The organism is Bacillus sp. BP-3 (genome assembly GCF_028401955.1).
In the GTDB taxonomy this organism is placed as follows: Bacteria; Bacillota; Bacilli; order Bacillales; family Bacillaceae_G; genus Bacillus_A.
Genome location: NZ_JAQOTJ010000002.1, coordinates 99,853 through 117,131, shown reverse-complemented (window position 1 = coordinate 117,131; position 17,279 = coordinate 99,853). Strand labels below are relative to the sequence as shown.

At 34.4% G+C, this 17,279-nt stretch carries 16 protein-coding genes and 2 pseudogenes; 8 read left to right on the top strand and 10 right to left on the bottom strand.

Annotated elements, in window-relative coordinates; all coding sequences use genetic code 11:
* Positions 1–59: 59 nt before the first annotated feature.
* Positions 60–908 (top strand): peptidylprolyl isomerase PrsA, encoded by an 849-nt coding sequence (gene prsA / locus PLX19_RS03455; protein WP_272187114.1) that lies wholly within the window; start codon positions 60–62, stop codon positions 906–908.
* Between the two features lie 191 nt (positions 909–1,099).
* A complete protein-coding gene (locus tag PLX19_RS03450; protein WP_272187461.1) occupies positions 1,100–1,729 on the top strand; it encodes a formylglycine-generating enzyme family protein in 630 nt (209 codons plus the stop codon).
* A 100-nt stretch (positions 1,730–1,829) separates the two neighbouring features.
* On the opposite strand, the pseudogene PLX19_RS03445 reads toward PLX19_RS03450, so the two are convergent.
* Positions 1,830–2,038, bottom strand: a pseudogene (locus tag PLX19_RS03445) (aminoglycoside phosphotransferase family protein); the annotation flags it as partial.
* Between the two features lie 149 nt (positions 2,039–2,187).
* On the opposite strand from PLX19_RS03445, the gene PLX19_RS03440 reads away from it, so the two are divergent.
* Positions 2,188–2,385 carry a DUF3955 domain-containing protein gene (locus tag PLX19_RS03440; RefSeq protein WP_272187113.1) on the top strand — a complete coding sequence of 66 codons (198 nt, stop codon included), beginning with the start codon at positions 2,188–2,190 and terminating at the stop codon, positions 2,383–2,385.
* Positions 2,386–2,420: 35 nt separating this feature from the next.
* Here PLX19_RS03440 and PLX19_RS03435 read toward each other — a convergent pair whose 3' ends face one another.
* Both PLX19_RS03435 and PLX19_RS03430 read right to left on the bottom strand, forming a co-directional pair.
* Complete coding sequence (locus PLX19_RS03435; RefSeq protein ID WP_272187112.1) at positions 2,421–3,725, bottom strand: hypothetical protein; 1,305 nt, start codon at positions 3,723–3,725, stop codon at positions 2,421–2,423.
* Between the two features lie 148 nt (positions 3,726–3,873).
* A complete protein-coding gene (locus PLX19_RS03430; RefSeq protein ID WP_272187110.1) occupies positions 3,874–4,710 on the bottom strand; it encodes a GNAT family N-acetyltransferase in 837 nt (278 codons plus the stop codon).
* Positions 4,711–5,058: 348 nt separating this feature from the next.
* Here PLX19_RS03430 and PLX19_RS03425 point away from each other — a divergent pair, with 348 nt between their 5' ends.
* A complete protein-coding gene (locus PLX19_RS03425) occupies positions 5,059–6,300 on the top strand; it encodes a DUF5068 domain-containing protein (protein WP_272187109.1) in 1,242 nt (413 codons plus the stop codon).
* A 137-nt stretch (positions 6,301–6,437) separates the two neighbouring features.
* Here the strand turns inward: PLX19_RS03425 and PLX19_RS03420 are convergent.
* Both PLX19_RS03420 and PLX19_RS03415 read right to left on the bottom strand, forming a co-directional pair.
* A pseudogene (locus PLX19_RS03420) lies at positions 6,438–6,854 on the bottom strand (ATP-binding protein); the annotation flags it as partial.
* Positions 6,841–6,972, bottom strand: a complete 132-nt coding sequence (locus PLX19_RS03415) for a hypothetical protein (RefSeq protein WP_272187483.1) — start codon at positions 6,970–6,972, stop codon at positions 6,841–6,843. The pseudogene PLX19_RS03420 and the gene PLX19_RS03415, both read right to left, overlap by 14 nt.
* A 272-nt stretch (positions 6,973–7,244) precedes the next feature.
* On the opposite strand from PLX19_RS03415, the gene PLX19_RS03410 reads away from it, so the two are divergent.
* Together PLX19_RS03410 and PLX19_RS03405 are read left to right on the top strand one after the other, a co-directional pair.
* Complete coding sequence (locus PLX19_RS03410) at positions 7,245–8,228, top strand: class I SAM-dependent methyltransferase (RefSeq protein WP_272187108.1); 984 nt, start codon at positions 7,245–7,247, stop codon at positions 8,226–8,228.
* 12 nt (positions 8,229–8,240) lie between these two features.
* A complete protein-coding gene (locus tag PLX19_RS03405; RefSeq protein WP_272187107.1) occupies positions 8,241–8,798 on the top strand; it encodes a class I SAM-dependent methyltransferase in 558 nt (185 codons plus the stop codon).
* Positions 8,799–9,204: 406 nt separating this feature from the next.
* Here the strand turns inward: PLX19_RS03405 and aiiA are convergent, their stop codons facing one another.
* From aiiA to PLX19_RS03390, 3 genes are all read right to left on the bottom strand, one after another.
* Complete coding sequence (gene aiiA, locus PLX19_RS03400) at positions 9,205–9,957, bottom strand: quorum-quenching N-acyl homoserine lactonase AiiA (protein ID WP_272187106.1); 753 nt, start codon at positions 9,955–9,957, stop codon at positions 9,205–9,207.
* Between the two features lie 700 nt (positions 9,958–10,657).
* Positions 10,658–13,009 (bottom strand): discoidin domain-containing protein, encoded by a 2,352-nt coding sequence (locus tag PLX19_RS03395; protein ID WP_442869024.1) that lies wholly within the window; start codon positions 13,007–13,009, stop codon positions 10,658–10,660.
* A 295-nt stretch (positions 13,010–13,304) separates the two neighbouring features.
* Positions 13,305–14,183, bottom strand: a complete 879-nt coding sequence (locus PLX19_RS03390; RefSeq protein WP_272187104.1) for a radical SAM/SPASM domain-containing protein — start codon at positions 14,181–14,183, stop codon at positions 13,305–13,307.
* 204 nt (positions 14,184–14,387) lie between these two features.
* On the opposite strand from PLX19_RS03390, the gene PLX19_RS03385 reads away from it, so the two are divergent.
* Complete coding sequence (locus PLX19_RS03385; RefSeq protein WP_272187103.1) at positions 14,388–15,107, top strand: DUF4386 domain-containing protein; 720 nt, start codon at positions 14,388–14,390, stop codon at positions 15,105–15,107.
* A 7-nt stretch (positions 15,108–15,114) separates the two neighbouring features.
* On the opposite strand, the gene PLX19_RS03380 is transcribed toward PLX19_RS03385, so the two are convergent.
* Positions 15,115–15,699, bottom strand: coding sequence for a Crp/Fnr family transcriptional regulator (locus PLX19_RS03380; RefSeq protein ID WP_272187102.1), 585 nt, complete (start codon positions 15,697–15,699; stop codon positions 15,115–15,117).
* A 234-nt stretch (positions 15,700–15,933) separates the two neighbouring features.
* Between PLX19_RS03380 and PLX19_RS03375 the strand changes: the two genes are divergently transcribed.
* Positions 15,934–16,677: a GntR family transcriptional regulator gene (locus tag PLX19_RS03375; RefSeq protein ID WP_272187101.1), complete on the top strand. Its 744-nt coding sequence runs from the start codon at positions 15,934–15,936 to the stop codon at positions 16,675–16,677.
* Between the two features lie 69 nt (positions 16,678–16,746).
* On the opposite strand, the gene PLX19_RS03370 is transcribed toward PLX19_RS03375, so the two are convergent.
* Positions 16,747–17,274 carry a DUF6886 family protein gene (locus PLX19_RS03370; protein ID WP_272187100.1) on the bottom strand — a complete coding sequence of 176 codons (528 nt, stop codon included), beginning with the start codon at positions 17,272–17,274 and terminating at the stop codon, positions 16,747–16,749.
* Positions 17,275–17,279: the final 5 nt, after the last annotated feature.

The following is a 17,279-nucleotide window of genomic DNA, read 5'->3' as shown; positions in this document are numbered from 1 at the left end:
GGGCTTACTGCCCGTTCATACGGGATTTAAAAATACATAATAGTAGGAGTGTTTATTTCATGAAGAAAGCAATGCTTGCCCTAGCTGTAACAAGTGTATTCACATTATCAGCATGTGGCACTTCTGACAAAGTTGTAACATCAAAAGCTGGGGACGTAACAAAAGATGAGTTCTACAATGCAATGAAACAACAAGGCGGTAAAAACGTCTTACGTAACCTAGTAATGCAAAAAGTATTTATTAAAAACTACCCTGTAAAAGATGATGCCGTTAATAAACGATTTGACGAATACAAAAAGCAAGCCGGCGATCAATTTGCTACTTACTTAAAACAAAGTGGTATGACTGAAAAAGACGTTAAAGAACTTGTTCGCGGTGAGCTTGCAATGAAAGAAGCTGTGTCAAAAAGCATCACAGATAAAGAAATAAAAGACAATTACAAACCTGAAGTTAAAGCAAGCCACATTCTTGTAAAAGATGAAGAAACTGCGAAAAAAGTAAAAGCTGAACTAGCACAAGGCAAATCTTTTGAAGACTTAGCAAAACAATACTCTCAAGATCCAGGTTCAAAAGATAAAGGCGGCGACTTAGGATACTTCAAACCAGGTAGCATGGTAAAAGAATTTGAAGATGCTGCATATAAACTGAAAAAAGACGAAATCAGTGATCCTGTAAAAACACAATACGGTTACCACATCATTAAAGTAACTGATATTAAAGAATTAACACCATTCGATAAAGCAAAAGATAGCATTAAAAATGATCTTGTTGACAAGAAAATGCAAGATGCTCAATTTATGAACGATCTTGTTACAAAAGAAATGAAAAAAGCTGATGTGAAAATCGAAGATAAAGACTTAAAAGATGTTTTCGAAACTCCAAAAGCAGACAAAGAAGCGAAGAAATAATGAAAAGCTCGGCAATTGCCGGGCTTTTTTGTTTTAGGATAGAATATAAAGCTAACAGGCATTCATCTGCAAAAAACAGCATAATTTTTATATTGCTTTAACCCTTTTAAATGAGGTAAAATTTGTAAAACAACGTTTGTTAGGAGGTCAGCAGAGTGTCAAATAAAACAAAGAGTTCTATTGACTATCCTATGGTAAAAATCCCAGGGGGCAAAGTAGAATTAAGAGACGACAGAATAAAAAGCAAATGGAAAGCTGACATAAAACCGTTTCTTCTTGCTCAGTATCCTGTAACTATAGGTCTATACTGTGCACCTCATTCTTTTAATGGAGATCTAAAACCAGTTGTAAATATTTCTTGGCACGATACAATTTCCTTTTGTAACCTCCTTTCACAAAAAGCTGGACTGAAAGAGTGCTATTCTATAAGCAACGATGGTGAAAACATTATTTGCGATTGGGAAGCGGACGGCTACCGGCTTCCTACAGAAGCAGAGTGGCAATATGCATGTAAAGCAGGGACTACTGGTTATAGATATGGAGAGCTTGATCAAATTTCCTGGTATGATGAAAATTCAGGAGGCAGGGTCCATGAAGTAGGAAAAAAGGAACCAAATGCATGGGGCCTATATGATATGTTAGGGAATGTTTGGGAATGGTGCTGGGATTTATATGATGAACAAGTGTACGGCTCCTATCGCATTTTCCGAGGTGGCAGCTGGGCTGAAGAGGCCAGAGGTTGCGGTGCTTCGTGTCGTCGTCGCAGCCATCCAACCTTTCGCATAGACGACCTTGGATTTCGTCTTGCTCGGTCTTTATAATTCTACAAATATGCTAATTTCCGAGCTTTTCTAGCTCAGTTAAGGTTCAATAATACTGATTATATGAACGAAAAGTTTCTTCAGTTCTTCTGAAGAAACTTTCGTGTACAGAAAACTCATCGCGCAATCGTTCAAACACCGTATACTCACGTTCAAGTTTTGCTTTAGAATAGGGAATTTTGATATAAACCGTACGATGATCCATTAGCTTAATTTTATAAACCGCCGAACGAAAAGACACTGCGGAACATCCTCAATTTCCAATACATTCAAATTAAATCTTTCAATTACTTGTTGTAACTTACCCATTCATTTGAAAACTGCATATATCACTTTTCCCTCTTACAAATCTGTAAGCTTTTTGTCACCTATATGAATAGTGCTAACTATATGACAGTACTATAATTACAACTATAAAACAGTTATTTATAAAAAACACCTACACATGGAGGTTGAATATGAAAAAATATATTTTAGCTTCACTACCATTTATTTTAGGAATTGGATGTATCGTTGGTTTTAATACTGCCGGATCTACAGTCGCTCCGGATGGTAAACTTGTAGAACCATTTTATTTACTACCAATGGGTTATTCGTTAATTGCTATCGGTATCGTTAGTCTTTTTGTAAGTAAAATGAAGCGAGTTAAGAGATAAACTAAAAAAGAGCTTTCGGCAAGCTCTTTTTTAGTTTATTGAACGTTTGTAATGATATATTTTCCTTCTTCATTCTTATCGATTTCCCCTGCAAAAGTTAAATCGATATGAACCTCATTCATTTTCCACGCTTTTTGATCTGTATCATATAATGCTGTAATTTGAACATTTGAGAGTTGATCTTTTTCAGGAGAATACTTGCCAGCTGAAAGGTGGTATTTTGCTACCCCTTCCATTTTTAAAATAGGGTAGCCTTTCTCATTTGATACAATCTTTACTACTTCTTTATTTAAATATGATTTTACCAGGGTTCCTTTCCAAGGCTCAAAGAGTGTATTACGAGCTGCTGAAGCAAAAGATTCTGCTTGTTTATTTTTATACTTTTCAGTTATTGTAGTGAAGGGTTCAATACTTTGTTTTATGCTCGCATCCCCATATTCTTTCAAAAACGTATGAAAAAATTGATTAACTTTGTCTTCATCCACTTTAAACATATACTTTTCTAACGTCCATAGAGAAGTTTTTGGTTTATCATTAATTTTAGAAATTCCATCTTTCACCCAAGGAAAATTTGCTTTTAATTGTATTTCTTTTTCATCTTTCTCATTAATTGGACCAAATTTTTTTGATTCCTCATCACCAACTTTAATACCTGTAGGTTTTCCTTTAAACATAATTTCTGAACCTATAAATTCTTTCGATAAGTCTAACTCGTTTCCTTTCAAATTAAGTGACACATCTTTTACTTGATCGTCTCCTCCTACATGTATAGTTGTTTTATCTGTTACAGTCGTCCATTTATATTTCTTTACTCCTATTAGCTCGTAATTCCCAGGTAAAAAGGCTTTATCAAAAACAGAAGGTTTAATTTTCTCTCCATTCAAAGATAAAGCAACATCTTTATCTATATTTTTTAAATTAATTTTCACTTTTGCTGGTCTAACAACATAATTATCAAAAAATAACCAACTTTTTCCCTCTTTTACTATTGTATATGGTAATACGCCTTTAGTTCGTACCTCTAATGCTTGAGGAGCTACATTAGTCTTTTCTATATCCATAGCATCTACCATTATTGGATACATTTGCTTATACTTACTTGATTCTTTTAAAAATGATTTTACGCCATCTTTGGCAAATGGAGAAGATTGTGCATCCTTCGGTAAAATTGATAAGAAAACATCAACATCTTGTTTTTCAAAAGCTTGTTGTACCTTTTCTCGAACATCATCTTTAGAATGCCGGAGTAATAGTCCAGTTATAATGAATCCTATAATACAAAGTAAAACAATACCTGTTGCCAATACACCTTTTCTACTTTTTAAATAAGAAACTTCCACGCCCCCTGTCCCCTTTCCTAATTTTTACAACTATATTATAAGGTAGTTTAGAAGTTTTAAAAAGTATTAAAAATTAAATTTTCAGATAAAATAACTTTTTATAGTTAATAAGGTTATTAAACTACAAAATGATGGTTGTTCGTATGTATCAGTATTCCATAAATTTCCTATACACATGCATAACTTGAACCGTTTCAAACCCTAACAATTGATACAGATTCTCCGCCTTACTATTCCCTTCTATATAACAAAGTTGAACGGAAGTAGCCCCTTTACTTAATGCTTTATTTATCCCAAATTGCGTAATTTTTTTACCATATCCCTTCCCTTGATATGCCGGTGAAACCATAATATGATCTAAATATCCATCTTGGGCGGTAACAGCTCCTACAAGTTGTTCATTATGTAACGTTACATATATCGGCTTATTCGATAACGCCTTTTTGTCTTGTTCACTTAGCGGGATTACATAAGGCCTAAAATCATTTTTCACAGCTATGTCGTAAAAACATTCTGCCCTGCACTCGGCATATTGTTTGTAAAATTTATCTTCATACGGAATGAATTCGATATCTACATCTGGTTGAACTCCGCCCGTATAACACATACTTGGTGATCCAAACCATTTTTTATACCCTAATCTTTCGTAAAAAGAAGCTGGATTTTCTATATCTACTCTTACTTCTGTAACGAAAACACTCGGATTTTCACTTTCTACAATCTTATAAATTTCTTGATGAAGTAACGTACCGATTCCTTTTCTTCTTTCTCTTGGATTTACATAAACTTGGACATCCCACTCTCTTTTCTCCTCATTTCTTATAATCACAAAAGCGAAACCCTTTACTCCTAATTCATCCCACACTAAAAAGTGTTTCGTTTCCTTAAAAATATTCATCATGTTATCCAAATCAGCATCTATTACTTCCATACTACTTATTTTTATAAGCTGCTCTAAATCTTCAAACTGACATTCCCTTATCATATGAAATTCTCCTCAAATTGAAATTTTGTCTTACTCCCTGACATGAAAATATTCTCTAAAATACGTTAAATTCCTACAAAGGGCACGAAGTTCGACAGTTTTAATAACGATTACTTAAAATCTGTTAGGATTTTAGGTGGGGATCGTTCAATTCAAAGCGATAGTAAACTATAGCATAAAGTGCACTTCCCAACATACACATTTATCCATTTAAATGGAACAATATACTAAAAAAGGTGGCGCATGGAAAAATTTTTTCTATAATGAAACGTAGAGATAATAGAGGATAACGAATCATTCTATTATTCATATTAAGTGTTTGACATGGAACAAATAGGGGGAAATGAAATGTCGAAAAAGTTAATTTCTTTATTTTCTGTCGTGATGGTTGCAGCTCTTATGATAACTGGCTGCGGTCAAAGTGATAAGGCAAATAAAGAGCAAAAAGAAAGTAAGACAGAAAAAACAGATACAGCAAAAGAAAAAAAATCAGAAAATACGAAAGCTAGTTCAAATGATTACTCAAAACTTATCTCTTATATGGAGAAAGAAACACAAGGTAAAACAAAAGTTCTTTATGAAAACAAAGAATCGCAAGTACATAAATTGCAAGATGTTTCAGTATCGCTTGATAACTATACATTAGTTGAATTGAATGATTTTCATACCGATTTTGACATTCCTTTTAATAGGCAGACAAATGGCGGAGTTATTCTTGCACACTATACCGTAAAGAATAGTTCAAATAAAGATGCTTATTATATGCCAACTTTAAACATAACATTTACAGGCGCTAAAAAGGATTACAGTAATTATAAAGATTTAATTCCAAAAGAAGAACAATTATCTGAAAAATTGTCTCCAAAGAATAATTATTTAGTAGAAGCAGGAAAAAGCGTTTCTGGTTATGTTGCTTATCCATTCAGTAAAGATGATTTAGCAAAAATTTTGGAGCTATCAACGGTATCAGCAATGGTTCCTGAAGCGCAAGCTAATAAAGGAAAATTTGATGCTCCAATCGGAAGTCCGGGGAAATTTGCGTTAAGTTTAAATAAGCAAGGTTCTGAAAAGGTTTCAGCAGATAAAACTTTTTATAAAGATAAAACAACTGTTGATAACATGGGCGAGAAGAAAATGCTAAAAGAGCAATCAAACATTAATAAAAGTGAACAACTAGGTGATACAAATGTTACGCTAGATGGATACCAATTCACTAAATTCACGCCAAATTCCGTTGAAGCTCCTCGATTTGAAAACTTTAAAAATGGCATTGTTTTATTGACAGTTCAATTTAAACTTGATCACAAAGGATCTGAAGATATCGGGTTATCTTCATTAAATTCTACACTAAGAGTGAATGATGGCGCACAGTATACGCTCAGCCAAAGTATGTTGCTGAATTACAAGCATAATGATTTGATCAAAGCCGGAACAGCTGGCGAGTTATTACAAGTTTACATCTTAGATCAGGAGCAGTATGAAAAGATTTGGAAAGACAAAAACTTTGAAATCGAAATAGGACCTATGAGAAATAAAGAAGTAAAAGACATTTCAAAAGGGCACAAAGTGAAATTCACATTACCGAAATAAGACAGTAAGAAAAGCCTGGATGAGGTTGTTTCCTCACCCAGGCTTTTGAATTTTTTATTCCGCATTAAGGCATAAGCATCATTAGCATAGTTAGCTAGAAAAACTATATGAAAACAAAGTTTCGTGCGTTTTCTCCACTACATCGCTATTTCTAAAATAACTTTTGCCCCGCCTAGCTTTTCTGAATGACTTAAGTAAATATTTCCACCATGCTGCTTTGCAAAGTTTTTGGCAATATATAGTCCGATTCCATGATGATGTTTTGAATTTCTACTTTTATCTCCTTTATAAAACTGCTCTGTCGCTGCATTCATTTCTTCTTTTGTAAATCCTCTTCCTGAGTCCTCGATAATGAACCGGACCTTACTATTACTAGTTTCAACTGAAAACATCAAGTCACCATTTACTGGAGAATATTCAATTGCATTCATCATTACATTCATAATCGCTCTTTTCAAAGCAGCCTCATCACCATGAATACATTTCGGTATGTCCTTAACCTCTTTAATGAGATTTAACTGTTTATCCAAAGCACAAATTTCACTTTCTTCTATTCGCACCTAATAATCCACAGATTGAATGTTTCGGTACAGAAAGTGAAATATCTTGTACTACCCTTTGTTTTTGAAATACTTTACAAAGATTCTTTGTTTCTAAAATCAGTTCACTCATTCTAAACTTCCCCCTTGCATTTGGTAAGTCTAGAATAAATGACAATTATAAGGATTCTATAAGGAAAATGAAAAAACATAGCTATCGATAGCTATGTCCAAAAGTGTTCCTAAAGCATTCTCCTGACGGTACCCCATGTAGTGTAGAAAATAAGAATCAAAATATATTTTTTGAGACTTATTTAAAAATATTAGGAGAACTTGTTTACTCAATAAAAAAGAATTTAAACAATTTGTGTACACAAAAGCTTACTGAAAATTTTAAATTATGCTATGTTTTTATTAATAAAACATAGGGAGGTAAACACCATCAAAGGAAAGAGTATTCATTTTAGAATTAATGAAACAATTTTAGAAAACTTTGAAGACGCATTAGTATATGAAGGAATAAACAAAACAGAATTTCTAACTCATGCTATTCAAAATTTTTGTGCAAAGGTGGAAACACAAAAAATGGATGATGTTAAGCGTCAATATGGAGCTAGTACTCATTTGCAAGTACGAATGGATACACATGTTTTGTACGAAGAAAAACGTGTTAATTTAGATGAGTGGGTTATCAAGCTATTAAATTTAACACATGATGAAAAGATTCTTGATATTGGATGCGCGACAGGTGCATTCCTTTCCCTATTACAAACAATGGGTCATAAAGGACATCTTACTGGACTTGATCAGTCATCTAATATGATTGAAGAAGCAAATAAACTATCTCAACAAAAGAATCTAAATATTGAGTGGATAATTGGAGATGCAAGAAAGCTTCCGTTTTCAAGTAATTCGTATGATTGGTTAGTCGCAAGACATATGCTATATCATGTTCCAAATCCTCAAAGTACAATTGAAGGTTTTAAAAGAGTAATTAAGCCAAATGGAGGACTACTTACTACTACAAATTCACGTGAAACATTACCGAAAATTAGAGAACTTTGTAATAACATGCTAATTGAATTTGGTTTTCCTGAAAGAGTTTCACCAGTCGCACCATTTTGCATAGAAAATGCAAAAGAAATTTTAAGTTCAACGTTTAATAAAGTGGAAGAAAAAATTATCTCTAATTCATTAATTTTTGAAAAACCTGAACCAATCGTGAATTATATTATCAGTATGTTTCCATCTTTAAACGTACCTCACGATACAGACCTATACACTGATATGATAAATTGGTTGAAATTTGAAGCTGAGAATATATTAGCACGTAATGGTAGAGTATGGCGTGATCCGAAAGATGTAGGATTTTATATATGTAAAAAGTAGGAGGAGAATAAAATGTTATTAAAAGAAGAAATCAAAGTAGTAGTTGGTGCTGGAGTATTTAACAATAATCCAGGATGGATACAAACGCAAGAAGAAGAACTTAACTTATTAAATGAGTCCCAATGGGAAATTAGATTTGATAATAACTCTATTTCAGCTATATTAGCAGAACATGTTTGGGAACATCTTACGTACGAAGAAGGTATAGAAGCAGCTAAGATTTGTTATAAATTTTTAAAACCATCAGGTCATATTCGTTGTGGCGTCCCTGATGCATTTTTCCCAGATGAAACCTACCAAAATATAGTTAAAGTAGGCGGACCTGGACCTAAAGACCATCCAGCCGCAACCCATAAAATAGTTCATAATTATAAAACATTAACTAAAATGTTTGAAACTGCTGGATTTGAAGTAGTTTTACTTGAATATTGTGATGAAAATGGGCAATTTTATTACAAGGAATGGGATGCGAACGATGGTGTTATTTTCCGTTCAAAAAGGTATGATTCTAGAAATCAAGGAGATAAACTTGGTTTTCCATCGCTAATTGTTGATGCGATTAAACGGTAAGTAATTCAAATAACGCAAGCATTAGTTCTATAAGTTCATATAATCGCAAATGTAAGTTTTAATTATTATGGTAAAGATTCCTCGGTAGGACGCACATTCTAACGTTTTTATACGCTGAGAGATTCTCAAAACTCCATGACACGAGTTGAATTAAGAATTTGATTTAAAGATGTGCTTTGAGACACCCCCCTTAACGAAAATTTTACCTTTTTACAGTTATTTATGAGAATTCGGCCTACTTTTTGTGTGATTTGTTCCAATTGACTTCCTTACTCCAAAATATGGTCCAATTGCAAGACAAAAAAGTCCTGCATCAATACAGGACTTTTGATCAATCTTTTTTATAAACGGTGCTACTTTATTATACATTTACAGCTAACGAGCCCATGACTTTTTATATGCAATATTACAAATAATCCGGGAACACTTTACAGCCCTTTTCTTGCTCCATATCATGTCCAAAGAAAAGAATCGGATTTTCTTTCCTAACAACATCTTTTAAACGTTTTATTGAAGATAAAGCTAAATCCGGATCAAATCCAGCAAACGGTACCTCATCTTCAAAGTTTTCTTTCGTATATGATGCATCAATAGTTAGTAACACTGGACCTGATTTTTCCGTCTCAATTAATAATGACTGATGCCCTGGCGAATGTCCCGGTGTATATATTAATTGAACACCTGGCACTACTTCATAATCGCCTTCAATGATTTTATAGTTTAAATTCGGCAATATACATTCTTTCAAATATTCCTCTCTGTGGAGTGCTGCCTCATATTCAGCACGCTGTACAATAATTGGTGTATTTGTAAAAACGCCATTTCCTCCTGCATGATCAAAATGCAAGTGAGAACTAATGATATAAAGAAGATCTTCTGGCTCATATCCAGCACGCTTTAAAATATTTACGATCCTATCGTTCTCATTCATTTTAGGTAAAATTTGTCCTTCAACAAATGTACCTCTAAAAAGATTCTCATTATTAAGCGCACTTTCTGGCATGCCTGTATCTACTAAAATAGGTCCCTCTTCTGTCTCCAAAAGATAACACCAAACAGGTAAGTTTAATAGTTTACCCGGTGTAAGTGTACTATTAACTGAAGAATGATCCAACATACAACGACCTGCTGGGATGAAATAAAGCTTCTTTACTGTCATTATGTATCCACCTTTACAAATAATTTAGGATAAGACAATACAATATTTCGCTTATTAAAAATAAACTCCTTCCCACCTTTCACTATTTCAACTATTATTTTTTCAATTGTTCAAAACTTTTCATTACAAATTCAGTGATACTGGAAAGCCTATGCAGGAATTCAATCCGCCTTTAAGCATAGGATAAAAGTGTCACTTTTCCGTAGAAAAGTAAAACAAGTGTAAATTTATTTAGAATCAAATAACCTACTTATTTAAAGGAAAAGGATTTGTCATCTACCTTATTTAATGGTTTATCATTACTGTCCTTCTATTAAGGGCCACCTTACATGACCCTCAACTTAAGAAATTTTAATACCCTCAAATACAAAAAACGCTATTCTTTTTGTAGAAATATACAGAAAGGATGGTGTTTTTACCTCATAGGAAGAAGCGAAGCCACCGAACATTCTAGCCACTGGAACTGGACAACAAAGAAATGTGGAAGTGGCTCGTCCAGAATGTGAGGGGGATGGAGCTTCTGACGTAGAGGTGTTTTTTACCTCATAGGAAGAAGCGAAGCCACCGAACATTCTAGCCACTGGAACTAGACAATGCATTCGCCAAATTTTAAGATGGGAGTATTACTGCCCGCGAATGGCGGGATAAAATCCATAGAAAAGAGACTGCCGCAAGTCTTTCACTACAGTCTCTCTTTCAATTAGTTATTATATAATTTTATTTCTGAAGCGGAAGCAAATCCACCGTATCCTGATACGACTTCAAGCTTTACATACTGAGCATCAGTTTTACTGAAGCTTACATTCTTTGTAAGGTTATTATTTGCCCAAGTTCCAGTAGCAACCTTTGTAAAGTTAACTCCATCCATACTTGTGTATATATTATAACTCGTTATGTTGCCATTATAACCACCATCTTGTCTTGGAACATAAGCTAATTGTGATATGCTAGTAACTTCATTGAGCTTTATCGTAATGTATGGAGCTTTATCACTTCCATTCCATAACGTATGCCACATTGTTGCCCCGTTTCCGTCAACTGCATTTTTAGCAGCATTACCACCTGAACCTTGCTGACTTGAGAAACCTACAACTGATAAATTTGTGTGCGGTATTAATCCTACTACAGGAGTATCAGTAAATTTCAAGTTAACAGCACTACTTGCTGGCGTTGTTCCAACAGCAAACTTTCGAACTGTTAACGTAACATTTCCTGTTAAATCCGGTAAGTTAGGAGAAGCTGGATTATATTTTGTCCAATTTGAACCTTGATCTATACTGAACTCCATCGTACCGTCTATACCAAAGACTAAGTTTTCATCATCATTTGAAGAAACATTTAATTTAGCAGCTTGTCCAATTGGAATTAATAAAGGCTCCGTTGTTCCAATCACTCTTGTTAAAATACCATTCGTTGAATTGATTGCTGCTATTTCTTCATTACTAAGAAGCATATCATCACTTGTAGCGGCTTTATAAGTTTTTCCCCCATCAACACTGTATTCTGTATCGGTTTTAATTCCCATTAATTTCCCTGCATTTACTCCATCAAAACTAAAAGTAGCAAGGCATAATCCCATACTTGGCATTTTGGATGTTATGTTATTAGCTACTTGTTTTTCATTTATATTCGTTATTGCGGAAAATGCATTTGATATATCTAAAACATATTGCTGCAGCTTAGCTCTATCACTTGTATTCAGAACATGACTTCGAATTTGAGTAAGAAGATCCATCATCGGTCTTGGCTCATTTGCCAAAGCGGAAATGATACCACTGTTTAATTCTTGCCACTCACTATCTGTTACATTTGGATTTTGTAACATAAGAGACACGTAATCTTTCCATACTAAAACATTAATTGGTAAAATATTGGTAGCTGTTTTATAAATTGCAATTTTCTTATCTGTTGAAGTCATCGCCTTAGCTAACCAGCGTAATCGCTCTGATTGATCTAATTTTGATTGATTCAATTCAGCATCTTCAAATAATAATATATATGGTACTTGATTTTTCAAACTATCATCTGACCAAGGAATAACAGTTCCACCATGATGCTCCGACGCACCCCATCCAAATATATCATTTCCTAACTTCCAAGAAGATGGTTTGTCATTCCAGATAAGCGCACAATGACCAGGCTGCCCAACAGGCATAGCTGCCACACCAAAGGCTTGACTTACTTGTACACCAAACTTTGAAATACCGCCACATACCGCACCATCTCTGTAAATGGAGGAAAGGTTCCAACCTAAACCATAAAATTTATCATTTCCAGCTTGAACGCTAACCCCATCTTTGTTATATGTTACATACTTAATCAAATATGCACTTGTTCCTATCTTATCTTGGCTTTTAAGTTCTGGATGTTCCGTATTAATCATATTTCTTGCCCAAGTTAAATCTTCTTCCGGTGACCAAGTATTCACTACTAATCTTAAATGCCAAACATCATATGTTCTAAAGACAGGAAGTAACTCATTATTTTGATCTGCTGATTTATAATATTGGTACCTCGTTAATGGATTAATAGGTTGATTGTTTGTCCAATATTTGATTGGTTCAGCATGAGCTAACGATGTAGCTATCGCTAATTTTAAATACAATCCTTCATGAGAATCTGCATCTGTATTCCAGATTGTATTCCATATTTCAAGTGCATTGACTGGATTTTTTCCAGTTGAACTGCCACCTTCAAGATAAGTATTCATTACATCTGTATTTTTCATAGCCCAGCTAAGAAAGTTCTGATGAGCAGAATCTTTTTTAGCAAATGCATCCATTGCTGCTGCACCTGTTTGTGATATAAATTGCCACTGAGCCAAAGCTGCTGCAAATACTGGATCTGTAAGCTTATTTTGTAAATTCGCTTCAGTAAGTTCTCCAACCTTTTCATTTAAATACGTTGTAAGATAACTCAAATGATCTTCAAAATTTCCACTTGCAATTGCCTGATCTGTCTTTTGTTTCAATGTTTCTTGCGTCAACGATACCGTTTCGGCTGAAACTTTCGTATAAGGAATTGTAACAAAGCTCCCTGAAATAAGTGACATAGTTAATACTAAAGGTAAAGTTCTTTTCAAAATAAGTCCCCCTATTTTTTTGTTTTCGCAAACTATATTTATTAATATGAATATAACAAACTATAATGTATATTTATAGACTTTTTTAACTCTTTAAACTAATTTTCATTTCATACTACATTTTTGTTCCTTGAAATCTATTTGAAAACATAAAAATATCGTAACAAGACATTAAGCCTAATAGTCTTAATGTCTCATTACGATTTCAACATTGGTAATAGCCAGGATGCATTTGTCTAAGCTACTCTCCCAGCCATTTACCAATCTATTTCCCAAACCTTTTCCGATATCCGCATTTTCTGCATAGTTCTTCTACTGCTTCTCTTCGTGAAAATCCGTCTACTAGATTTGTCGCTCGTTCCCCTTCGATAATCTCTGAAAACGAATCATTGTTAATATTCCCTAGATTAATAATACCCTCACCGTCTAAACAACAAGGAATCACCGTCCCGTTCGCTAAAATACCTGCTTGATTGCGAAGGCCATAACAGAATCCCTTTCCATCGTCTTCTTCTTCATGAAGTGCAGGCCACTGAAACTCGTAATCTTGGTTAATATAAATGCGTTCCGCAATTTTCACGCCGCTTCCCGGTGTGATCTTCTCTTCAATTTTGTATGGTAAATCGAATTCTTTCTCAATGATTTCTAGCAACTCTCTGTTTCGCTTTATTTCGAGATTCGTCTTATTGTCTTGCGTTAAGTTCCATAGTCTGAGTGAAACAATCAAATCTGATTGACTCGTTGCTTCTTTAATGAAAGAAAGTATACTTCGTACATATCCTTCCTTATCTGTAGAACCTTCATGGCCATCAAAGCTATGAAGCGAAAAATTCATCTGTCTGAGCGCAGGTTTATTTAATAATTTGTCTCTCTTTTTATTAATTAGCGTTCCATTCGTTGTAATGTTCACTTTAAATCCTTTTTCATGACTGATATCTAATAATTGACCTATTTTAGGGTGAAGCAGCGGCTCACCTTTTACATGTAAATAAATATAGTCTGTGTGAGGCTTAATTTGATCTAATCGCTTTGTAAAATCCTCCACAGAAAGAAATTGCTTCTGCCGTTCTGTTGGTGGACAAAAGCTGCATGCGAGGTTACATACACTCGTAATCTCTAAATAAAACTTCTTAAACTTTTTCAATCTCAATTCCTCACTTCTTTGACTACTTAGAACAGTGCTAACTATTGTTCCTTCACTATTACAGCATAATTTTTCATAAATGGGAACATGCTTATTTGAGGAAACTGTTGTTACTATTTTTCACACTCTTGATTTAAGTCAATGCCACATCATATCCTCCTCGTTAAAATATAACTAAAACGATGTAACATAGGAGGTTCGTTTATGACCGTTTCAGTAGAAGAACAATCAAATCAGCGAAAAGTTGCTCTGACTGCTGGCATATCCCTTATCATCATGGCACTTGTTGCATTTTTTTCCTCTGGATTCGCCCATGCAAGCCTCGTTGTAAAAGGGGATGCTAGTGCCACCTATCACAATATCATGGCGGCACCTCTCCTTTTCAAGGCGGAAATCTTTGGCTGGTTCATCATCCTAATCACTGATATTGTGGTGGCCTGGGCTTTCTATATTTTCCTAAAGCCCATTCATAAAAACCTTTCATTGCTTGGGGCATGGCTCCGTCTTATCTATGCGACGATATTAGGAGTTGCCATACTCAATTTGCTATTTGTACTGCTTCTCACGAAAAATACAACTTATCTATCATTCTTTAAAATTGATCAACTTCAGGCACATATCATGCTATTTTTAGAAGCATTTCAATCGATTTGGTCGATTGGTTTAATCATTTTTGGTGGACACCTCATAATTGTCGGCTACTTAACGTTCAAGTCAGCCAGCATACCCAAAGTCATTAGCATCTTATTACTACTTGCTGCAATCGGCTATATTGTCATTCACTTATGTAACACGTTTTCTCCGGAATATGACAAAGTTATTTCCATACTTCAAATTGTATTTAGCATCCCAATGATTGCTGGAGAACTTGGCTTTGGTGTATGGCTCTTGCTGAGAGGCGGAAAAACCTCACAAAATGAATAACAACTTCCTAACAATTTCCCTTATAGATTCGCTTCTTAATTCGACTTAATGACTCTGGGGTAATCCCAAGATAACTCGCCAACTGATGTTGAGGGACACGGTCGACTAAATGAGGTCGTTTCCGTAATAGTGACTTGTAGCGCTCTTCGGGTGTAGAGGCAATAAATGAAGCTAATTCATCTTGCATATCACCTAGTTTTTCCTCAATCATCTTGCGGGTCATTGTTTCCAATTGTGTATATTTGTTATACATGTCCTTTTCGGCATCAAGATCACCAACGACCAATATACAGTCTTCTATACAAGCCAAAGAATACGACGATGACTTATCTTGTTTATGATGATTAAAATTCGCAATCGCTTGTTCTTCTGTGTAAAAATTAGATGTGACTTCTTTCCCCATCTCATCTATCGAATACTGCCGGACGCAGCCCTGCAATACGAAGTAACATTTCGTAGGAACATCTCCTTGTCTAAGGAGCATTGTTCCTTTTTTATATTCTTCAATCAGTATCTCTTTAACAATTTCCTGTTGCTCCGCTTCATTAAACGTTGTAAATTTACTCAAATACTTCAATAATATATTTTCCATATGACTTTCCTTTCAATGCTTGATTGAATTGAAAAACTCCAGTTTTATGTTCATCGCCTTTTTTACATTCATTTCGTGATAAAATCTTAATGTCCTCGTATCTAGTATAGTTTTTATTTCATATTCATTAATGATTTTTTGAAAGCGTATTAATTTCCACATAAAAGTAAGTTACAATAGAACAAAAAAGAAATATATAGTTATGAATTTGAAAAGCTATAGGGGTATAAGAAAATGAAAAATAAACTTCAAGAACTTAATAAACCAAAAAAGCCGTTATTCGTCACTGTGTATGACCAGTTGTATAAATTAATCATGGATGGAACCTTTCCACCAGACAGTAAGCTTCCAACAGAACCAGAATTAGCCAAAGTATTCGGTGTAAGCAGAATGACATTACGGCATGCTTTAGCACTGTTACAGGAAGATGGATTGGTGAAAAATATCCATGGAAAAGGAAATTTCATTACAAAATTTCACCTTAACGAAAGTATGGATGGCTTGGAGAAGTTAGGGAATCCCTTATATAAATGCTATACCGAAAAAATAGACGATATCGAACTGATTTTCCGAATTGATCTAGTCACAGACTATGCCAAGCAAGTATTAAACCAAGAAATGACTGCAGTCGTTGCATTGGAACGCTGGTATAAAAGCAACGATAAAATCGTAGCTTTTGCTTTTACAATGATGCCAATCGAAGCTGTTTCGAAGTTAAATCTTGACTTACAAAACGAGAAGCAAGTATTAGAAATGTTGGAGGAAAAAATATATGAACTGGCTAATTCCTCTACCATAGAAATTAAACGTTCTAACTCCGTCAATACACCGTCGTCATTGAAATATCAACTTTTCCACGGAGAAGAATGTGATTTGATTTTAGAAAGTGTCTATATTAGCGATAAATATCCTGTTGTTTATAATAAATATTATATACCAATCGAATTTAGTCAGATTAAGATTAAAACATCGAAGTAATGGGATGAAGTTCTTAAAAACCCCTTTTGAAAAAATAATTCAAAAGGGGTTCTCTCATTAGATTACAAATTACTCCTCAAACCTCGGCTGTGCAAACTGCATTCTACACATGGACCAATGAAACGTTGTGTTTTGAATCTCATCAAACATATCCCATAAGTTATTTACGAAACGCAGTTCAACATTACGTGTAAACAATTCTTGAAATAAGTCAACTACTTCCCATTTGGCAATTGGAATTTGCGATGTTTCACTTACATAATAGCCAGCATTCTCATCTTGCAGTGTGAACTCTTTTGTATCAAATTCATACAAGTATAATTTCGTATGTTTCATCGTTTCATACCATTTGTTTTCAATAACGACGACATGCGCACTTGATTTTGATGATAGATACGTTTGCTTGTCGCTTTCAGATGTATTTGGACCAACGTGATAACAAACACGTGGACAATTTCTAGGTGTCAAAAAATTTGGTAAACATCGATCCTCTATTGCCCATACAAGCCCTTTCGATGGATCTATATCCGTTCGAGTCGGGATTCGGGGATGAAACACTTGAATATCACTCTCTTCACTCACATGAAATATTCGCACACATT